Genomic DNA, 16,934 nt, shown 5'->3' on the forward strand with positions numbered 1-16,934 from the left:
AGCGCGCTGGACCTGGCCGGGATTTCCCACCTGCAGAGCCTCAAGACCGGAGCCCTGATCCAGATTTCCTGCGAGGCCGGCGCGATTCTGGGCCAGGCGCCGAGCGAGGCGCGCGACGCCCTGAAGGGCTATGCAGAAGATCTCGGGTTGGCCTTCCAGATTGCCGACGACCTTCTGGACGCGGAGAGCACGCCGGAGGCCCTGGGCAAACCCACCGGCCAGGATGCCAGCCTTGGCAAGGCCACATTCGTGGGTCAGCTTGGCATCGAGGCGGCCCGGGCGAAAGCTGAGGCACTCGTCACGTCAGCCGCCCGCCGACTTGATCTTTTCGGCCAGAAGGCGGACCTTTTACGGGAGACGGCGGCTTTCGTCGTTTCGCGGCAGTCATAAGCGGCGTTTCGGCTGCCGGGATTCTCCCCCACGTCGAGGAGACGGCCCGGACAGTCCATCTACAGGCAGGAGTGACAGGCAGCGTGGCACAAATCGGACATAACAGACGCCCGACGCCTTTGTTGGACGGCGTCAAGGAGCCGGCGGATCTGCGCAGGCTGAACGAGTCGCAGTTGCGGGACTTCGCCGACGAACTGCGCGCGGAAATGATCGAGGCTGTCTCGGTCACCGGCGGCCACCTGGGGGCGGGTCTCGGCGTCGTCGAACTGACGACGGCCCTGCACTACGTCTTCAATACGCCGGACGACCGGCTGATCTGGGACGTCTCCCACCAGTGCTATCCGCACAAGATCATCACCGGCCGGCGGGAGCGGATCCGCACCCTGCGTCAGGGGGGCGGGCTTTCGGGATTCACCAGCCGCAGGGAAAGCGTCTACGACCCCTTCGGCGCGGCGCACAGTTCCACTTCGATTTCCGCTGGCCTGGGGTTCTCGGTGGCGCGCGACTTTCGCGGCGAGGACAACGCTGTCATCGCGGTGATCGGTGACGGTGCTATGAGCGCCGGCATGGCCTACGAGGCGATGAACAATGCCGGGGCCATGAACAGCCGGCTGATCGTCATCCTCAACGACAACGACATGTCCATCGCGCCGCCGGTGGGTGCCATGAGCGCCTATCTCTCGCAGCTCATTTCCTCGAAGCCGTTCCAGTCGGTGCGCAACATCGGGCGCGAACTGGTCAAGCGCTTCCCGCGGCCCATCGAAATGGCCGCCAAGCGCGCCGAGGAATATGCCCGAGGCCTGTTGACCGGCGGCACCCTGTTTGAGGAATTGGGATTCTTCTACGTCGGTCCCATCGACGGGCACAATCTGGACCACCTACTGCCGGTGTTGAAGAACGTGCGCGACGCCGACTACGAGGGCCCGGTGCTGATCCACTGCGTCACCCAGAAGGGCAAGGGATACGAGCCGGCGGAGGCGGCGGCCGACAAATACCATGGCGTGGCGAAGTTCGACGTGGTTACCGGCAAGCAGTCGAAACCGACGCCCAAGGCGCCGGCCTATCAGAACGTCTTCGCCCAGGGTCTGATCGCCGCGGCGGAAGAGGACGAGACCATCGTCGCGGTGACGGCGGCGATGCCCTCGGGCACCGGACTCAACAAGTTCGCCGAGCGCTTCCCCGACCGCACTTTCGACGTCGGCATCGCCGAGCAGCATGCGGTGACGTTTTGTGCGGGGCTCGCCTGCGAGGGTTTCCGGCCTTTCGCGGCGATCTATTCGACCTTTCTGCAGCGCGCCTACGACCAGGTGGTGCACGACGTGGCGATCCAGAGCCTGCCGGTGCGCTTTGCCATCGACCGGGCCGGGATGGTGGGCGCTGACGGCGTGACCCACCAGGGCAGCTACGATCTGACCTACCTCGGCTGCCTGCCGAACTTCGTGGTGATGGCGCCCAGTGACGAGGTCGAGCTGATGCACATGGTGGCGACCGCCTGTCAGATCGACGACCGCCCCTCCGCCTTGCGCTATCCGCGCGGCGAGGCGCTGGGCCTGGAGCTGCCGGAAAAGGGCAGCCCGATGGACATCGGCAAGGGCCGCATCGTCCGGGAGGGCAGCAAGATCGCCATCCTTTCGCTGGGCACGCGGTTGGGCGATACCCTGGCGGCGGCGGACGATCTGGAGGCGCGCGGCCTCTCGACCACGGTGGCCGACGCGCGCTTCGCCAAGCCCCTGGACGAGGACCTGGTGCGCCGCCTGGCGCGCGAGCATGAGGTGCTGCTCACCGTCGAGGAGGGTGCCATCGGCGGCTTTGCCACCCAGGTGATGCAGTTTCTGGCGCTGGAAGGCGTGTTCGACAAGGGCTTGCGGTTCCGCCCGGTGACTTTGCCGGACCGCTTCATCGATCACGACAAGCCGGACAGCCAGCGCAGCGAGGGCGGCGTGGACCGGGGCGGAATCCTGGGTGCTGCCCTGGAGGCGCTGGGCGAGAACGCGGTGGACGCGCCGGTCCGGGCCTAAGGGCTCCTGACGAAGCCCTTAGCTCAGGGACGCACAGCCGTTACAGGCCGCTGACGGCGTCGTAGGGAAGGGGACCGGGTGTCGGGACCTGCTGTGCGTTCGAAAGCAGGCGCACGCGGTAGGCCGGGAAGTTCAAGGACACGGTCGTGCCCTGACCCGGCGTGCTCTCGACGGTCAGCTCTCCGCCGTGCAGTTCCACCAGACGCTTTGTCAACGGCAGGCCGACGCCCAGCCCCTCATGACGCTTCGTGCGCTTGCTGGCGATTTGCCCGAAGGGGGTGAGAGCCGCGCGCAGCTCTTCGGCGGTCATGCCGCAACCCCTGTCGACCACCGAAAACGTCAGGTCTCCATGACGGCTGAGCCGCGAGCGCAGGGTGATCTCGGCGCCGGCCGCAACGTGGCGGGCGGCATTGCAGATCAGGTTGACCAGCATCTGGGAGACCTGGCTGCGGTCGGCAAGCAGGCGCAGCTCGGCGCGCTCGAGATCCTGTGCGAGGCGGACTCCGTACTTGTCGAGCTCGCCTTGGACCAGCTTCTCCGCCGCCAGCGCGATGCCGTTCATGTCCAGTTCGGACTCCTCCAGCATCAGGCCGCCCTTGGTCGAACGCGCAAGCTCCATGGTCTTGCGCAGCACCTCCAGGAGATGATGCCCGCAGTCCTCGATGTGCGAGGCATAGGCCGCATAACGCGGATCGCCGATTGGCCCGAAGAGCTGCCCCCGAATGACCTCCGCGGAGTTCAGCATGCCGCCCAGGGGCGTCCGCAGCTCATGCGCGACATGGGCGATGAGGTCCATCTGGGCATCACGCGCCAGGTCCGCCTCGGCCTCGCCGATGCGGCTCACCGTGCGCACCGCTTCCTTGCTGAGGCGGGTGCACTCTTCGCCGAGTAGCCGGCGCAGCCGCCTGAGATCCATCTCGCTGATCACCAGATCGGCGAAATCGCGCAGCTGGGCCTCTTGGGTTTCGTTGAGCGGGGCCCGAACCTGCGAGTCGATGAGGCAGAGGGTCCCGAGCCGGAATCCCTTTTGGGTCACCAGCGGGGCCCCCGCATAGAACCTTATGCCGGGACCGCCGGTCACCAGCGGATTCTCGGCGAAGCGCGGGTCCTGCCGCGCGTCCGATACCTGGAGAACCTGGTCGTCCATGATGGTGAACTGGCAGAAGGAAATCTCCCGCGGCGTTTCTTCCACATCGAGGCCGACCTTGGACTTGAACCATTGACGGGCCGGATCGATCAGCGAAATCAAGGCGATCGGGACATTGAAATGGTCTGCGGCCAGTCGGGTGATGCGGTCGAACGCCGGTTCCGGCGGCGTGTCGAGGATTTCCATGGCCTGGAGCGAGGCCAAACGCTGCAGTTCGTCAAAAGGAATGGGCTGCATGGAATCGGGTGACTCTCGAAAAGTGACAGTGAGTCAGGTGAAAGCTTTAGGCGCGCTATGCTTAATGAACCCTTAATCGTAACGCAGCGGTTACCGCAGTGCCACAGGCGCGTTGCCCTGGTCTCCCGCTGCACCGCCGGCCGGCGAATCCTGGTCTGCCGGGGCACGCGGTTGTTTCGAATAACTGTGTGGAGCTCGTGAAACATCAAGCGCATATCGGCTCTGCGTTTCGGATGGGTTCTCCCACCGACCCAAAGTCGTCATAGTGCGGGCCATGTTTCGACTTCTGGTCCCCAACGCCGCGGCGGAAATCGCCGCCGGCGCACCGACTGCTGCGATGCTGTGGCGGCGTGAAATTGCCGCCACGCTGCGCCTTTCCGCGCCCCTGGTGTTCACCCAGTTGGCGATGATCGGCATCAACACCACCGATATCGTCATGATGGGCTGGCTGGGACCGACGGATCTGGCCGCGGGCGCTCTCGGCATGAACATCTTCATGCCGCTCTACCTCTTCGGCATGGGCATCGCCACCGTGGTCGCGCCGATGACGGCCCAGGCTCTGGGCGGGCGGGACTATCGCGGCGTCCGGCGCACCGTGCGCCAGGGCTTCTGGCTGATCCTGCTGTTCGCCATGCTGTTCAGCCTGGTGATCTGGAACGGACGCTGGATCCTGCTGCTCGTCGGCCAGATGCCTGAGGTGGCGCTGCGCGCCGACGACTACCTGAAGGCGGTGACCTGGGCCCTACTGCCGATGCTCTGGTTCGTGGTGCTGCGCTGTTTCGTCACCGCCCATTCGCGCCCGCGTTCCGTGCTCGTGATCACCCTGCTGGCGGTCGGTGCCAATGCCCTGGGCAACTATGGGCTGATGTTCGGCAACCTGGGCTTGCCGCGCTGGGAACTGACGGGCGCCGGGGTCACCAGTTCGGTCGTCTCCTGGCTCATGTTTCTGGCCATGCTCGGCTTCGTGCTGAGGGATCGCCGTTTCAAGCGCTACGCGATCCTGGTGCGGTTCTGGCGTCCGGATTGGGCGCGTTTCCGCGAGCTGTTTCGCATCGGTTTTCCCATCGGTCTGACCATCCTGGCCGAGACCAGCCTGTTCTCCGGCGCCGCCTTCCTGATGGGGCTGATCAGCACCGAGGCCCTGGCGGCCCACGCCATCGCCCTGCAGTGCGCGGCGGTCGCCTTCATGGTGCCCTTGGGGGTCAGCCAGGCGGCGGTGGTGCGCGTCGGTCTTGCCGCCGGTTTGCGCGATCCGGCGGCCGTGGGCCGCGCCGGCTGGGCCTCCATGCTGGTCGGCACGCTGTTCATGGTGGCCTCTGCTTTGGTGTTCTGGTTTGCCGGGCGCCAGCTCGTCGGCCTGTTCCTCGATCTTGACCTGGCGGCCAACGCATCGGTGGTCCGCCTGGCGGTCTCGTTTTTGGTCATCGCCGCCCTGTTCCAGTTGGTCGACGGGGCGCAGGTCATCGGCATCTCCGCCCTGCGCGGCCTGAAGGACACCAAGGTGCCCATGTGGCTCGCGCTCACCGGGTACTGGGGGGTCGGGTTCCTCACCTCGGCGGTCCTGGCCTTTCCCCTGGGCCTGGAGGGCGAAGGCGTCTGGATCGGGCTGGCCGCCGGGCTGGCCTTCGTCGCCTTGACCGCCGTCTGGCGTTTCCATCGCCGGGCGGATCTGCTGCCCAATGGCGGCCTGGCGCCATGACCGGCCGCGCCCAGGCGCGCGGCGACAAGGCGCGCATCGACAAGACTCGGGCGGACGTGGCGCTGGTGGAGCGGGGCCTGGTGGAGAGCCGTGCCAAAGCCCAGGCGCTGATCATGGCCGGCAAGGTCTTCTCCGGTGAACGCAAGCTGAGCAAGGCCGGCGAGGCCATCGCCGCCGACCAGCCGCTGGAGGTGCGCGGCCAGGACCATCCCTGGGTCAGCCGCGGCGGATTGAAGCTGGCGCACGCCTTGGAAGCCTACGGCATCGATGCGGCCGGGGCGGTCTGCCTCGACATCGGCGCCTCGACAGGCGGCTTCACCGACGTGCTTCTGACGGCCGGCGCGGCGCGGGTCTACGCGGTCGACGTCGGCCACGGCCAGCTTGCCTGGAAGCTGCGCAACGATCCGCGGGTCGTGGTGCTCGAACGCACCAATGCCCGGACCCTGACCGCCGTCCAGGTGCCGGAGCCGGTGGACCTGCTGGTCTGCGATGCCAGCTTCATCGGCCTGGAGGTGATCCTCCCGGCGCCGCTGGCGCTGACCAAGCCCGCGGCGCGCCTGGCGGTCTTGATCAAGCCGCAGTTCGAGGTCGGCAAGGACCGCGTCGGCAAGGGCGGCGTGGTGCGCGAGCCCGCGCTGCACGACGAGGTCTGCCGGCGCATCGAAAGCTGGGTCGCCGCCCAGCCCGGCTGGTCTGTCGAGGGCATCAGCGAAAGCCCCATCACCGGTCCGGAAGGCAACAAGGAGTTCCTTCTGGTGGCCCGCAAGGGGCCGCCCGATCCGGCGGAAGCGTAGGACGGCCGGCTTCTCAGGGCCGGGCGCTGGCGGGCAGGGGACCGGTGCTGAGGGTCTGACCCCGCGGATCGGCGCTGAGGCTTTCCATCAGCTCGACCAGCGGCGCGGCGGCTTGGGCGAGGCGGGCGAAACTGCGGAGCATCGAGCGCACCGCGTCGTTCTCGATCTCGCCGCCGAGAGTATCCTCCAAAAGGGCGGAGAAGGGGTCGCGTTGCTCAGGAAAAGCCAACAGGCGAACCGAGGCATCGGCAGGAATGCCGGCGGCTTCCTTCGCCAGACCGAGGGCCTTGCGGTAGCCGCCGAGGGCATCCACCAGGCCGGCCTCAACGGCGTCCTCGCCGGACCAGATGCGGCCCCCGGCGGCGGCCAGGACCTGTTCGCGATCCAGGTTGCGCCCCTGGGCCACCTTCTGCGTGAAGTCGTCGTAGGTGGCATCCAGTGTCGCCTGCAGCCACTCCCATTCCTCCCGCGAGAAGGGGGCGTTGGGGCTCCAGAGGTTTGCCCGGCGCCCGGCCTGCACCCCGTCCCAGTTCACCCCGATGTCGCGCCAGAACTCGTTGAGGGAGAACTTGCCGGTCACCACGCCGATGGAACCGGTCAGGCTGCCCGGCTGGGCGACGATACTGTGCGCCGCGGCGGCCACGAAGTAGCCGCCGGAGCCGGCGACGTTGCCCATGGAAACCACGATGGGTTTGCCCAGATCGCGGGCGCGCTGCACCTCCCGCCAGATGGTGTCGGAGGCCACGTAGGAACCGCCGGGGCTGTCGACCCGGAAGAGGATGGCTGCGACCTCCGGGTCGTCGATGGCATCGGCCAGCGCCTGGCTGACGTCGAGCGCGCCCATGGAGACCTTGCCGAAGACCGGATCGTTTTCGCCGTGGTCCAGCACGATTGGCCCGATCCCGTGCACCAGCGCGATGATGGGGCCTTCCGCCTCCTCCAGCTCGGTTTCCCGGGCATAGTCGGCGAGGGGGAGCAGTTCGGCCTCCTCACCGGCGGCCTCCAGCACCGCATCGCTCATCTGATCCCAGTAGCCCAGCCGGTCCACCAGCCCTCTCTGTTGTGCCAGGGCTCCGCGGTGCGGCGCGGTGTCGATCAGCGCCCGGACGGCACCGGCCTCCAGGTTGCGGGACTCAGCGACGGCGGTGACGATCTGGGAGAGCGCCGAGTCCAGATAGCGCTGCAGGTTCTGGCGCTGCGGTTCGGGCAGGCGGGTCTCGGTAAAGATGGCCATCGCGCCCTTGTATTCCTCGCGCTGACCCACCTGGGCGCGCACGCCGTAGTCACTCAAGAGCTGCCGCAGGAACGGCTGTTCGAGCGAGAAGCCGGTGATGCCGACGTCGCCGGAAGGCTGAATCCAAAGCTCCCCGGCGGCGCTGGCCAGGAAGTAGTGCAGGGTCCCGTTGCCGGCCTCGCCGAAGGTCTCGGCGAAGGCGGTGACCGGCTTGCCCTGGGCGCGGAAATCGGCAATGGCGTCGCGCAGTTCCTGAACTTGCGCGAGACCCGGTTCGCCCCAGCCGGCATGGACCACCAAGGCCTTCACCCGCGGGTCGCGGGCCGCCCGATGCAGGCTCTCCACCGCCTCGCGCAGGATCAGCGGCGATCCCAGGGAGGCACGGGCGAGCGGATTGTCGGGGCGCCGTTCAGTCAGCCCCTCGGCAAGATCCAGGACAAGGACGGTGGACTCTGGAAGCTCTGCAAGCTGCGGCTGCAGCCCGTCAAAACGCGATAGCAGCACCCCGCCGACCACGATAGCGGCGGCAACGAGAAAGCCGATGGCTGCAAAGAGTCCGACGAAGCACTTGAGCAGAAAGAGCAGGATTCTGACCATGGGCCTATAACATCGCCTGCGCTCTTGTGGTTCCAGTTAAATTTTGGTGGAGCGCTGGGGCGCATTGCCGCGCCGCCCTTTCGGATGCCGGCCCCGGTGCCGGCCGGATCAGGGGTGCCCCGCCCGGTGGCCCGGCTCCCCCCGGAGCCAAACCATAGCGTTCATTCCCCTATTTGCGGCGTGCGGTATTTCGCGTAAGCTCCTAGACAGGCTCCTTTGGTAGGTTGTAATCCAGAAAAGAATTATCACCAAAGGTCGCAAGAGCGGGGAATGTTTGGGTGTCCATGAAGACTGGGCTGCCTGCGCGGGTCTTTGTCAACACCGGGTGCTCCGTCGGTCTGGGCATGTTCCTGGCCTGTGCGTGGGCGGCGGGTGAGTCACGGGCCGTCGTTCTTGAGGCCGGCGTCGCGAGTTTCGACGCCGCAAGCGGACGCTGTGGCCCCGGCGGCTACGCGGGGAACGGGCCCGCCGGCGCAGAGACGGAGCCCGCGGGCGGGGCCGCGCCGGGGCAAGCCGGCACGCAGGAGGCCGCCGTCGGCCTGGACAGCTGCTTTGAAGCCGAGGCCCTGCTGAACGCGCTGGGGGCGGCGGATCCTGAACAGGCGGCTTCCGCGCAGACCGTTCTGACACAGATCACAGGGCAGGCCATTGGGTCGGGTGAACGAAGGGACCGCCTGGGGCGCCGCGCGGCGAGCGGTGTTCGTACCCGCATCACGCCGACGACGTCGAGCGGCGGTATGCTGGCCTTCCTGGGCCAGCCCAACTTCGGTGGCGCCGGTGATGTCTCCGTGTCGATGTCCTACGACTCCCTGCTCCTGTCCTCGGACTTTGACGCACCGAGCGGCTCGTCTTTCAGGGCGCCTTCCAACCTCTCCAGCAGCTCCGGAGAGGACCCCCTTTTCTCGGTCGCTTCAGAGTTCCACACAAGCTCGAGCCTGGGCGGGAATTTCGGCAATAGCTCGCAGTTCGGCAATCCCGGGTCGCGTGCGAGTCTGCTGCCGAGCTATAGGACAGACCCCGACGGGGGTCAGCTCCGCGCCCGCCAGTCCGGTGCCGGCAACACCGAGGAGCAGGTCAAGTTCTGGAAGCTGGCCTTCGGCGTGCTCGGGATGGTCGCGGCGGCCTTCGGGATTTTGTGGCTCTTCGGTCTCTTCGTTGAGTTCGCCCGGCGGCGCGCCGTTTAGGGCGTCTATTCGACTTACAGCGATTCTGGCGGGCTCCAGCAAGATATGAGTGGCTCCGGCCAAGCTCCCGATCTCCCTTTCGACAGCGTGGTTGCGGTTTGACTCGCTCAGCGATGGAAGTCGGCCTTGCGCCGTAGAGCCAGGCCCGGAGGCGGCCGTCAGGTCGAAGTCCTGGTGGAGAGCCTGGGTGCCAAGGGCGATGGCCTCGCCGAGAGCGGCGGCCGGCCCATCTTTTTGCCGCAGACCGTCCCCGGCGACCGTGTTCGCGCGCGGATCACCGGCGAACGCAGCGGCGGCTTCAAGGGCACGGTGATCGAGTTGCTGGAGGGCGGCCCCTCGCGCAGCGAGGCGCCTTGCCCCTTCTACGGCCCCTGCGGCGGCTGTGCCCTCCAGCACCTGGAAGCGGCGGCCTATGGCGCGTGGAAGGCGGGCCTGCTGGGCCAGGCCCTGGCGCGCCGAGGCCTCGACGCCGGTCGGCTGCACCCCCTGGTTCAGATCCCGCCAAGCCGGCGCCGGCGGGTCGTCCTCTCTGCCCGGCGCGGCGGCAGGACCCTGAGCCTTGGGTATCACGAGCGCGAGTCGCATCGCCTCGTCGACGTCGAGGCCTGTTTGCTGCTGACTGCGCCTTTGAACCAGTTCCTGCAGCCGCTTCGCGGGGCGCTTGAGGCGGTTCTGGGCCCGCGAGAAGAGGCGCGTGCGACCGCGCTGGACAGCGAGACCGGCATCGACCTCTTGATCGAGTCATCCCACGAACTGACCCTCGCGGATCGCGAAGGTCTCGCCGCTTTTGCCGCGGAAGCCGCTCTGGCCCGGCTCTCGTGGCGTCATGCCGGCGAGACGCAGCCGCTCAGCCAGCACCGCGATCCGGTGCTGCGCTTCGGCGGGACGCCCGTCGTGCCGCCGCCCGGCGGGTTTGTCCAGCCCACGGCCGAAGGTCAGCAGGCGCTGACAGAGCGTGTCCTTGCCGCGGTCCCGGATTCTGCCGAAACGGCGGCCGATCTGTTCTGTGGTTGCGGGACCTTTACCTTTCCTCTGGCCCGGCGGCTGCAGGTCTATGCGGCGGAGGCCGACGAGGCGGCGGTGGAAGCGCTCGCCCTGACGGCGCGAAAGTCCGACCGTCCGGATCGGATTAGCGCGGAATGCCGTGACCTCGCACGGACACCGGTGAGTGCCGAAGAACTTTCCGGCGGGGACGTCGTGGTCTTCGATCCTCCACGAGCGGGCGCCAGGGAGCAGGCCCGCGCACTCGCCCAAAGCGACGTCCCGCGGGTCATTGCCGTGTCCTGCAACCCGACGACCTTCGCCCGGGATGCCCGCACCCTCGTCGACGGCGGCTACCGCCTGATCGAGGCGACACCCATCGACCAGTTTCCCTGGTCGGGGCACCTGGAGCTGATCGCGGTTTTCGAACGCTGAGGCGGGACAATCCGGTTCACAACCGGTTACGGAGGCCTACAGCTTTTCCTGATCAAGTAGGAAGCCGTCGGGAAAGACCGTTTCCATTCCGGTTTCCGGCAGGGCGCCGATGAGGGCCTCTTCGAACTTCGCTTCGTCGAGCATGGCGCCCTTGAAATTGGCCGCGCGAACGTCGCTGCGGGACAGATCTGCCGAGCGCAGGTTCGCATTCGAGAAGTCGCAGGCGGCCAGAACGGATCTGCTCAGATTGACGTTCTTCAGGTTTGAATTGGCAAAGGAGATGGTTGCGAGACTTCTGCCGGAGAGATCGAGGCCGGAGAGGTTCCGCTCCGACAGATCGGCGCGCTTGCCCTGCTTACCGTCACTGGCCACCCAGTCCTCATGCTGGCTCAAGATTTCGTCCAGCGTTTCCGTGCTGTCCGATTCCACCGGGGTGGAGAGCACGGCGGTCAGATCGATGGCCATGTCTTCGAAGGACGCGCTGCGCAGATCGGCTTCCTGAAGGCGGGCATTGGAGAGCAGCACGCCCTTCAGCTCCGCCCCGACAAAACGCGTGCCGCGCAGGTCGGCGCCGATCAGATCGGTGCCCTCCAGGATGGCGCCGGTGAAGTCGACGTCCTTCAAGGAGGCGTTCTTGAGGTTGGTGCGCCTGAGCGTCGCGCTGCGGAACGAAGAGCGGATCTCGCGGTAGATCTCCGAATCGGTGCCGCTGTCCCCGCTGATGATGGCGCCCCGGCGCAGGTCGGCACGGTCCAGGCGGGCCTGATCGAGATTGGCCTTGTCGAACACCACGGCGCGCAGATCCGCGCGCTCGAAGTTGGCCCGCGTCAGATCCGCCGATTCGAAGGTCGAGCCGAAAAGCTGGGCCCGGCTGAAATCGGTGTCGGTCAGATTGGCGTGGGAGAACAGGCAGGCCATGAAATGGGCCTGCGCAAAGCACATGCCTTCGAGGTCGAGATCGACCAGCACGCAGTTTTGCATGATCACACGCCGGCCGTCGCGCTTCTGGTTTACGAAGCGCGCATGAACCTCCGCCAACTTGACCAGGGCCGCCTGCGTAATGATCCGCTTGGTGAGAACGATGTTCTTGCTATCGCTCTTCACGGCCGCCCCGCGCTCTTTCCGCCAAACGTCACTGTATCTGCCTAGGCTGCCGCTTCGGTGACCAGATGGCGGATTGCGTCCAAGGCCGCTTCGATCTCGGCCCTGGTCACGTCCAGGTGTGTGACCGCGCGGATGCGCTCGCCCGCGCCGCCCAGGATAATCCCCCGTTGCTTCAGCAGCGTGCAGAAGCGCTCGGCGTCCATGCCCGTTCCGGCGATATCGAAGAAGACGATGTTGGTCTGGACCGTCTCCAGGTCGACGGTGATCCCCGGCAGGTTGCGCAGGCCCTCGGCCAGAAAGCGCGCGTTGGCGTGGTCCTCGCCCAGGCGCTGAACGTTGTTCTGCAGGGCATAGACTCCGGCGGCGGCAATGATGCCGGCCTGGCGCATCGCCCCGCCGGTGCGCTGCTTCAGGCGCCAGGCCTCCTCGATGAACGCGCCGGAGCCGGCGAGCACGGCACCCACCGGGCAGCCGAGACCCTTGCTGAGATCGAGCCAGACGCTGTCCAGGGGGGCGGCATAGGCCTTGGCGGGAACGCCTGAGGCGACGACCGCATTCAGCAGACGCGCCCCGTCCATGTGATAGGCGAGCCCGTGCTGCGCGGCCAGTTCGCCCAGGCCCTGAATCCGCTCCAGCGGCCAGATGGTTCCACCGCCCTGGTTGGAAGTCTGCTCGACGGCGATCAGCCGGGTCTGTGGATTGTAGCGGTCGATCGGGCGGACGGCCGCGCGGGCGTCCTCCAGGCTGTAGATCCCGCCATCCCCCTCCAGTCCATGCACCTGGGCGCCGGAGAAGGCCGCCGTGCCGCCGCCCTCGAAGTTGAGGATATGGGCGCTCTTGTGGGCGATGATCTCCTCGCCCGGCCGGCAGTGGATATGGATCGCGATCTGATTGCACATGGTGCCCGAAGGCATGAAGACGGCGGCTTCCTTGCCCAGCAATTCCGCGACCATGTCGCAAAGCCGGTTCACGCTGGGATCTTCGCCACGCTGTTCGTCGCCCACGGGGGCCTGGGCCATGGCCTGACGCATGGCCTCGGAGGGCTGGGTCTGGGTGTCGCTGTAGAGGTTGATCGGGCGGTCGCTCATCTCGGTGCCTCTTCCACGGCTGGGCGCGGCGGGAATTCAATCACAGGGTGATGTCGCCACATTGGGCGCGATGGCGCAAGAGATGATCCGCCAGGACGACGGCCATCATCGCCTCGCCGACCGGAACCGCGCGGATACCGACGCAGGGATCGTGCCGGCCCTTGGTGACGATCTCCGTCTCGTGGCCCTGGCGGTCGACGGTGCGCCGGGGCGAAAGGATGGAGGAGGTCGGCTTGACGGCAAAGCGCACCACCACGTCCTGGCCGCTGGAGATGCCACCCAGCACGCCGCCGGCCTTGTTGGAGGCGAAGACCACGCGGTTGCCTTCCTGGCGCATCTCGTCGGCGTTCTCCTCGCCGCTGAGGGCCGCGGCCTCCAGGCCGGCGCCGATCTCCACCGCCTTCACCGCGTTGATGGACATCATCGCTTTCGCCAGGTCGGCGTCGAGCTTGTCATAGACCGGCTCGCCCAGCCCCGGCGGCACACCGCCGGCCACCACCTCGATCACCGCGCCTGTGGAGGAGCCGGCCTTGCGCACGCCGTCGAGAAAGCCCTCCCAGTCCTTGGCAGCGACCGGGTCGGGGCACCAGAAGGGGTTCTCCGCAGTCTGGGCCCAGTCCCAGCGGCTGCGGTCGATCTTGTGAGGGCCCATCTGGACCAGCGCCCCTCTGATCGAGACCGCTTCGGGCAAGAGGCTGTCCAGCACCTTGCGCGCGATCCCGCCGGCGGCCACCCGCATCGCGGTTTCCCGGGCCGAGGAGCGGCCGCCGCCGCGGTAGTCGCGGATGCCGTACTTCTTCCAGTAGGTATAGTCGGCGTGCCCGGGGCGGAACTTCTCGGCGATCTCGCTGTAGTCCTTGGAGCGCTGATCCTGGTTCTCGATGACGAGCGAGATCGGCGTGCCAGTGGTCTGGCCCTCGAAGAGCCCCGAGAGAATCTGGACCTGATCGGCTTCGCGGCGCTGGGTGGTGAAGCGGGACTGCCCGGGCTTGCGGGCGTCGAGCCAGACCTGCAGCTCTTCGACCGCCAGCGGTATGCGCGGCGGGACGCCATCCACAATGCAGCCGATGGCCGGACCGTGGCTTTCGCCCCAGGTCGTGAAGCGAAAGGCCTCTCCGAAGCTGTTCCCGGCCATTTTGGATCAGGCCTGTTCGGTCAGGATTGTGGGGTGAAGTTCTGCAGCATATCGGCGACCGCAGGGGCAGCGTCGACGGCCATCATGCCCACCACGTGATAGCCCGCGTCGACGTGATGCACCTCGCCGGTGACGCCGCCGGAGAGGTCGGACAGCAGGTAGAGCCCGGCCCCGCCAACCTGATGGATGCTGACGTTCTGGCGCAGCGGCGAGTTCAACTCGTTCCACTTCAGAATGTGCCGGAAGTCGCCGATCCCCGAGGCAGCCAGGGTCTTGATCGGGCCGGCGGAGATGGCGTTGACGCGGATGCCCTGGTCGCCCAGGTCGGCGGCCAGATAGCGCACGCTGGCTTCCAGCGCCGCCTTGGCCACGCCCATTACGTTGTAGTGGGGCATGACCCGTTCGGCGCCGTAATAGGTCAGGGTCACGATGCTGCCGCCGTCCTTCATCAGCGGCACCGCGCGCTGGCTGACTGCCGTCAGCGAATAGCAGGAGATATCGAGGCTGCGGACGAAGTTCTCGCGGCTGGTCTGCAGGTACTTGCCCTTCAGTTCTTCCTTGTCGGCATAGGCGATGGCGTGGACCAGGAAGTCCAGCTTGCCCCACTTGTCTTCGATCTCCTGAAACACCCGGTCGATCGAGGCATCGTCGGTCACATCGCAGGACAGAACGATGTCGGAGCCCACCGACTGGGCCAGGGGGCGCACCCGCTTCTCCAAGGCCTCGCCCTGATAGGTGAAGGCCAGCGCGGCGCCCTGGTCGTGGGCGGCTTTGGCAATGCCCCAGGCAATGGACCGGTCATTGGCAACGCCCATGACAAGGCCGCGCTTGCCGGCCATCAGAGATTGGGGCTCGGTCATACCAAATCCTTAATGTCGGTCAGGTTACAAAGACTTTGCGAAAACGTGCGGCATCCTACACGAAAGGCCTGGGCGGTCAACGACGAGGCAGCGCATCATTCCCACATTTCTGCGGTTTCTTGGGCTACAATGACGCGCGAGAGGGTGCCCGCCGCCGAAGCCGGAGCCGGCCATGAAGACTCCTGATCTATCAGGATTTATGCGCAATCTGCTGCGCTTTGCCGCCTACTGCGGCCAGCGCTTCGCCCAGGACCAGTGCCTGCGCACCGCAACCCAGCTCAGCTATGCCTCGCTGCTGGCCCTGGTGCCGGTGCTGGCCATCGGCTTCGGCCTGCTCTCTGCCTTTCCCGGCTTTGAGAATCTGCGTCAGAGCGCGCAACTCTTCCTGTTCGAAAACCTGGTGCCCAACGCCGGCATGGAGATCAGCGACCAGCTCGCCACCTTCGTCGAGAATGCCCGTTCCATGACCGGTCTCGGCTCCATTGCGCTTGCCGCAACGGCGCTGCTGCTGCTCTCCACCATCAACGGGGCTTTCAATGCCATCTGGCGGGTCACCGAACCGCGCCCGCTGATGGTCCGGATCATGGCCTACTGGACGGTTCTGACCATCGGGCCGCTGTTCCTGGGCGCGTCCCTGTCCCTGTCCAGCTACGGCTTTGCCACTGCGCTGCTGGAGGAGGGGGACCGCGCCTTCGGCCTCACCCGGGCGCTGCCATTCGTCCTGACCACGGTGGCATTCGCCGTGGTCTATGCCGTGGTCCCGGCGCGCAACGTGGCGGTGCGCCACGCGCTGGTCGGCGGGCTGGTGGCGGCGGCGCTGCTGGAGATCCTGAAGGCGGGATTTGCCTTCTACCTGCGGCAGTTTCCGTCCTACGAGGTGATCTACGGGGCGCTGGCCTCGGTGCCGATCTTTCTGATCTGGATGTACCTTTCCTGGGCGGTGGTGCTGTTCGGCGCGGAGGTCGCGGCGGCGGCGCCGGAATGGCGGCTGGTCGACCGGCTGCGGACTGCGCACCATGGCTCCGGGCCGCGCCTGGCCCTGGCCCTGGCCCTGCTGCAGCGCCTGCGCTCGGCGGCGCGGGCCGGCACGGTGCTGAAGGAATCGGCGCTGACCCGGGGCCTGCCGGCGGGCCTCGATGAGTTGGCGACGGTGCTGCTGGCCCTGCGGCTGGGCGGCTACGTCAGCCGTGCCGGCGGGCGTTGGCTTCTCTCCCGCGATCTGACCGCGGCCAACCTGGAAGACCTGCTCGGTGCCTTGGAGCTGGACCTCAATCCTGGGGAGGGCTGGCCGGACGGTGTCGGGAACATCGTGCTGGCCGCCGGAGAGATGGGCGCCGAGGTGCGGGGCAAGAGCCTCGCCGCCCTGCTCGACGAGGCCGCGGCCATCGAGACGCCCGACGGCGTCGCCCGCCTGCATCCCCTGCCGCGGGACGAGGGTTAGGGGCTTTTCAGGATTGAGTCAGTCTGCGGGCGTGGTGTGCGCCCGGGCGGTCATTCCAGGGGTTTGCCGTAGCGTTCCTCTTCGCTCTCGGCGCGCTGTGACAGGCGTTCGCGGAGTTCGTCCTGGGTGTCTTCTGGCAGCTCGAGGATCGCTTCGCTGAGGGCGGAAAGCGCCCGGCGCAGGCTGTAGACCTGGTCCAGCAGCCTGAGGACCACCGGCATGGCGTCTTCGTTCACGCCCATGTCGCTGCGCAGCTCGACGATCAGCTTCACCCGGGCCAGGTCCGCCTCGTCGAACTCGAAGGAATCCTGGTTCTGGATCGGGCGGACCCAGCTCTGCTCGATCCAGGCATTCAGTTCGCTGGCGCCGATGTCCAGTTCCGTCAGGACCGCATCGAAGTCCACTGCAGAGACACTCCTCAACTTTGGCTGTGGCTCGAAACGAAGCCTTGTCCGTCAAATGGTTCGCCTTCGCCAGCCTCCCACACTGTCATTGCCGGACTCGTATGGTGATTTTGTTGTCAAGGCCGGGTATCGGTTTGGGATATTGATCTTTCAGGCTTTGTTTTCTGGGTTCTCTGATCGGTTTTG

General features: G+C 66.8%; 14 protein-coding genes. 7 read left to right on the top strand and 7 right to left on the bottom strand.

Annotated elements, in window-relative coordinates; all coding sequences use genetic code 11:
* The coding region (locus tag Q0996_RS03060) for a polyprenyl synthetase family protein (protein WP_299615866.1) at window positions 1-390 on the top strand (390 nt) is incomplete at its 5' end.
* Window positions 391-473: 83 nt separating this feature from the next.
* Window positions 474-2,408 carry a 1-deoxy-D-xylulose-5-phosphate synthase gene (gene dxs, locus Q0996_RS03065; protein WP_322096630.1) on the top strand — a complete coding sequence of 645 codons (1,935 nt, stop codon included), beginning with the start codon at window positions 474-476 and terminating at the stop codon, window positions 2,406-2,408.
* Window positions 2,409-2,448: 40 nt separating this feature from the next.
* On the opposite strand, the gene Q0996_RS03070 is transcribed toward dxs, so the two are convergent.
* A complete protein-coding gene (locus Q0996_RS03070) occupies window positions 2,449-3,792 on the bottom strand; it encodes a GAF domain-containing sensor histidine kinase (protein ID WP_299615868.1) in 1,344 nt (447 codons plus the stop codon).
* A gap of 274 nt (window positions 3,793-4,066) precedes the next feature.
* Between Q0996_RS03070 and Q0996_RS03075 the strand changes: the two genes are divergently transcribed.
* Window positions 4,067-5,491: an MATE family efflux transporter gene (locus tag Q0996_RS03075; RefSeq protein ID WP_299615870.1), complete on the top strand. Its 1,425-nt coding sequence runs from the start codon at window positions 4,067-4,069 to the stop codon at window positions 5,489-5,491.
* Entirely contained in the window at window positions 5,488-6,285 is a 798-nt protein-coding gene (locus tag Q0996_RS03080) for a TlyA family RNA methyltransferase (RefSeq protein WP_299615872.1), read from the top strand. The genes Q0996_RS03075 and Q0996_RS03080 overlap by 4 nt, the downstream gene beginning before the upstream one ends.
* 13 nt (window positions 6,286-6,298) lie before the next feature.
* On the opposite strand, the gene sppA is transcribed toward Q0996_RS03080, so the two are convergent.
* Window positions 6,299-8,116: a signal peptide peptidase SppA gene (gene sppA / locus Q0996_RS03085; RefSeq protein WP_299615874.1), complete on the bottom strand. Its 1,818-nt coding sequence runs from the start codon at window positions 8,114-8,116 to the stop codon at window positions 6,299-6,301.
* 284 nt (window positions 8,117-8,400) lie between these two features.
* Between sppA and Q0996_RS03090 the strand changes: the two genes are divergently transcribed.
* Together Q0996_RS03090 and Q0996_RS03095 are read left to right on the top strand one after the other, a co-directional pair.
* Window positions 8,401-9,300 (top strand): hypothetical protein, encoded by a 900-nt coding sequence (locus Q0996_RS03090; protein WP_299615876.1) that lies wholly within the window; start codon window positions 8,401-8,403, stop codon window positions 9,298-9,300.
* Between the two features lie 126 nt (window positions 9,301-9,426).
* Window positions 9,427-10,716 (top strand): class I SAM-dependent RNA methyltransferase, encoded by a 1,290-nt coding sequence (locus Q0996_RS03095; protein WP_299615878.1) that lies wholly within the window; start codon window positions 9,427-9,429, stop codon window positions 10,714-10,716.
* A 36-nt stretch (window positions 10,717-10,752) separates the two neighbouring features.
* On the opposite strand, the gene Q0996_RS03100 is transcribed toward Q0996_RS03095, so the two are convergent.
* Genes Q0996_RS03100 through fabI form a run of 4 tightly spaced genes read right to left on the bottom strand, consistent with a single transcriptional unit; the run spans window position 10,753 to window position 14,903 of the window.
* Complete coding sequence (locus tag Q0996_RS03100) at window positions 10,753-11,820, bottom strand: pentapeptide repeat-containing protein (protein WP_299615880.1); 1,068 nt, start codon at window positions 11,818-11,820, stop codon at window positions 10,753-10,755.
* Between the two features lie 41 nt (window positions 11,821-11,861).
* Complete coding sequence (locus tag Q0996_RS03105; RefSeq protein WP_299615882.1) at window positions 11,862-12,908, bottom strand: low specificity L-threonine aldolase; 1,047 nt, start codon at window positions 12,906-12,908, stop codon at window positions 11,862-11,864.
* Between the two features lie 40 nt (window positions 12,909-12,948).
* A complete protein-coding gene (aroC, locus tag Q0996_RS03110; protein ID WP_299615883.1) occupies window positions 12,949-14,043 on the bottom strand; it encodes a chorismate synthase in 1,095 nt (364 codons plus the stop codon).
* A gap of 20 nt (window positions 14,044-14,063) precedes the next feature.
* Window positions 14,064-14,903 (bottom strand): enoyl-ACP reductase FabI, encoded by an 840-nt coding sequence (fabI, locus tag Q0996_RS03115; RefSeq protein WP_299615885.1) that lies wholly within the window; start codon window positions 14,901-14,903, stop codon window positions 14,064-14,066.
* A 199-nt stretch (window positions 14,904-15,102) separates the two neighbouring features.
* On the opposite strand from fabI, the gene Q0996_RS03120 reads away from it, so the two are divergent.
* On the top strand, window positions 15,103-16,344 hold the full coding sequence (locus Q0996_RS03120; RefSeq protein ID WP_299615887.1) for a YihY family inner membrane protein: 1,242 nt from the start codon (window positions 15,103-15,105) through the stop codon (window positions 16,342-16,344).
* A 50-nt stretch (window positions 16,345-16,394) separates the two neighbouring features.
* Here Q0996_RS03120 and Q0996_RS03125 read toward each other — a convergent pair whose 3' ends face one another.
* Complete coding sequence (locus Q0996_RS03125; RefSeq protein ID WP_299615889.1) at window positions 16,395-16,748, bottom strand: chaperone modulator CbpM; 354 nt, start codon at window positions 16,746-16,748, stop codon at window positions 16,395-16,397.
* Window positions 16,749-16,934 lie beyond the last annotated feature (186 nt).

Origin of the sequence: Pelagibius sp., from assembly GCF_028289705.1 — a bacterium.
GTDB lineage: Bacteria > Pseudomonadota > Alphaproteobacteria > Kiloniellales > Kiloniellaceae > Pelagibius.

Bases quoted from the DNA above. Each gene is read 5' to 3' on its own strand.
- Q0996_RS03080 (WP_299615872.1), top strand. From the start codon at position 5,488: ATGACCGGCCGCGCCCAGGCGCGCGGCGACAAGGCGCGCATCGACAAG.
- Q0996_RS03075 (WP_299615870.1), top strand. From the start codon at position 4,067: ATGTTTCGACTTCTGGTCCCCAACGCCGCGGCGGAAATCGCCGCCGGC.
- Q0996_RS03090 (WP_299615876.1), top strand. From the start codon at position 8,401: ATGAAGACTGGGCTGCCTGCGCGGGTCTTTGTCAACACCGGGTGCTCC.
- aroC (WP_299615883.1), bottom strand. From the start codon at position 14,043: ATGGCCGGGAACAGCTTCGGAGAGGCCTTTCGCTTCACGACCTGGGGC.
- Q0996_RS03070 (WP_299615868.1), bottom strand. From the start codon at position 3,792: ATGCAGCCCATTCCTTTTGACGAACTGCAGCGTTTGGCCTCGCTCCAG.
- Q0996_RS03120 (WP_299615887.1), top strand. From the start codon at position 15,103: ATGCGCAATCTGCTGCGCTTTGCCGCCTACTGCGGCCAGCGCTTCGCC.
- sppA (WP_299615874.1), bottom strand. From the start codon at position 8,116: ATGGTCAGAATCCTGCTCTTTCTGCTCAAGTGCTTCGTCGGACTCTTT.
- fabI (WP_299615885.1), bottom strand. From the start codon at position 14,903: ATGACCGAGCCCCAATCTCTGATGGCCGGCAAGCGCGGCCTTGTCATG.
- Q0996_RS03105 (WP_299615882.1), bottom strand. From the start codon at position 12,908: ATGAGCGACCGCCCGATCAACCTCTACAGCGACACCCAGACCCAGCCC.